Source organism: Actinokineospora sp. NBRC 105648 (assembly GCF_030269645.1).
In the GTDB taxonomy this organism is placed as follows: Bacteria; Actinomycetota; Actinomycetes; order Mycobacteriales; family Pseudonocardiaceae; genus Actinokineospora.
Window position 1 is genome coordinate 1 of record NZ_BSTR01000101.1, and the last position, 1,900, is coordinate 1,900.

At 65.6% G+C, this 1,900-nt stretch carries 2 protein-coding genes; both read right to left on the minus strand.

Features of this window, described 5'->3' with window-relative positions; translation table 11 throughout:
• Positions 1-170 precede the first annotated feature (170 nt).
• Positions 171-749 (minus strand): IS3 family transposase, encoded by a 579-nt coding sequence (locus QSK30_RS36530; RefSeq protein ID WP_285509992.1) that lies wholly within the window; start codon positions 747-749, stop codon positions 171-173.
• A 20-nt stretch (positions 750-769) separates the two neighbouring features.
• Positions 770-937: a hypothetical protein gene (locus QSK30_RS36535; RefSeq protein ID WP_285509993.1), complete on the minus strand. Its 168-nt coding sequence runs from the start codon at positions 935-937 to the stop codon at positions 770-772.
• Positions 938-1,900: the final 963 nt, after the last annotated feature.

Genomic DNA, 1,900 nt, shown 5'->3' on the forward strand with positions numbered 1-1,900 from the left:
GCCCGCGAAGGCTCAGGCCGCCCGGGCGAGCGCATCGCGGGCCGCAGCGCCCGATCCGCGCGCCACTGCCGACGAGCACCCTCCGGCGCATCGCTGGTCTTCTTGCTCCAGTCCGCCGTCGCCATCGACGACCACCTCCGTCATCGAGGTGTTGCGACGACCAGTTGAACTCACCTTGCGAACCGTGGTCGGAATGTAGGATCGTGGTGCCGTTCCCGGGTGTGCGTCGCATGACGGCCATGCCGAGCGCGTCGGTGACGAGTTCGGCGCATGTGCCGGCTGATGGACCAGCCGATGATCAGTCGGGAATATGCGTCCATGACCGCGGCGCAGTAGACCTTCCCTTCCTCGGTCGGGTGCTCGGTGATGTCGGTGATCCACAACCGGTCCGGGACGTCCACGGTGAAGTGGCGGTTGACCAGGTCCGGGGCAGGCTCGGCCGCCGGGTCACGCACCGTGGTCCAGGAACGTCGGCGCCGGTAGAGACCCTGGATACCGGCCTCGCGCATGAGCCGGGCGATTCGTTTCCGGTTCACCGGCAGACCCAAACCGAGCGTGAGTTCGGCGTGCACCCGCGGCGACCCGTAAGTGCCACGGGAATCGGCGTGGATCTGCTCGATATGTTTCACCAGCAACTCGTTTTCCTGGGCGCGATCCGAGAGTGGCCGGTCGCGCCATTCGTAATATCCGGAACGGGACACACGCAGTACCCGACAGGCCACCGCGACAACGATATTGTCGTCGGCCAACTCACGGACCAGCGGGTAGACTACTTTGGGAGTATGTTCTCCCGCGCGAAATAAGCGGCGGTCCGCTTCAGGATCTCGTTCTCCATCTCAAGCTGCCGGTTCTTCCGGCGCAGCTCGGCGAGTTCTTTCTTCTCCGCGCTCGTCAACCGAGCACCGCCGCCGTTCTCGTCGGCGTCGGCCTGGACCATCCAATTCCGCAGACAGGACTGGCTGATCCCAGATCCCTCGCCAGTTCAGCGACTGGTTTGCTCCCCTCACGGGCCAACTCGACAGCACGACGACGGAACTCAGGCGGGTGTGGTGCGGGCACGAGGACATCCTCCCTGGTGACCACAGGTCACCTCAGACGAGGTGTCCGGGCCACAGGGGGAAGCTCACGCTGTCGTGCTGATCATCCACCATCCACATCAGACTCGACGGGGTGCGTACGCCGATCGAGCGTCCGGTGTGTGAGTAGTAGCGGGTGCCGGTCACGGTGCTGTTCGCGCGGTTGCACTCCGGTTCAGTCTATCCCAGATACAGCGTGGTGTGGGTAGGGTCGCGGCGGAGCAGGCGGGTGCCGTCGGCGCTGTAGACGAACAGGGATCATCAACGATCAACAGGGCAGGACGGACCGGCCACTCGCCGCGGGGGCTCCAGGCCATGGAAGGGGACTGCCGTCGGGCATCACGACCCGACCCACCTCGGCAATTCACCGCTCTGCATGTCCGGATGCCGCACCACATCCCACTCGGTCGGCCACGCACCCTCGCCCCCCGGGCGGCTCGAATCGGCCGATCACCGTCACCACCCGGCCATCGAGGCGACAGCCTCTGGAGCAGAGACCCTCGACCGTAGGCGGCCCGCACACCACCGGGGTCGAGCCACAACACCGGCTCATTGGGCGTCGGTCACTGCGATCGTCGTGAGGGCCGGTGGAGGCGGTGTGACAATGCGCCCCATCTCCGGACATTCAGCACCTACCCCGAAAACAAAACCGACCGTGCTCGTCCCACCGGATCAGCGACGGATGCGATTACCCCCGCGGGACTGCCCCGGGTTCGGTTGACACTCGGGGTTGATGGTTCTCAAGCCGCCTGAGCGGCCTTGTAGATGGTCTCAAACTCGACTGGGGTGAGTCGCCCGAGGCTCCGTTGTCGGCGTCGTCGGTG

Coding starts and splice junctions, on each gene's coding strand:
- QSK30_RS36535 (WP_285509993.1), bottom strand. CDS start 937: ATGGTCCAGGCCGACGCCGACGAGAACGGCGGCGGTGCTCGGTTGACG.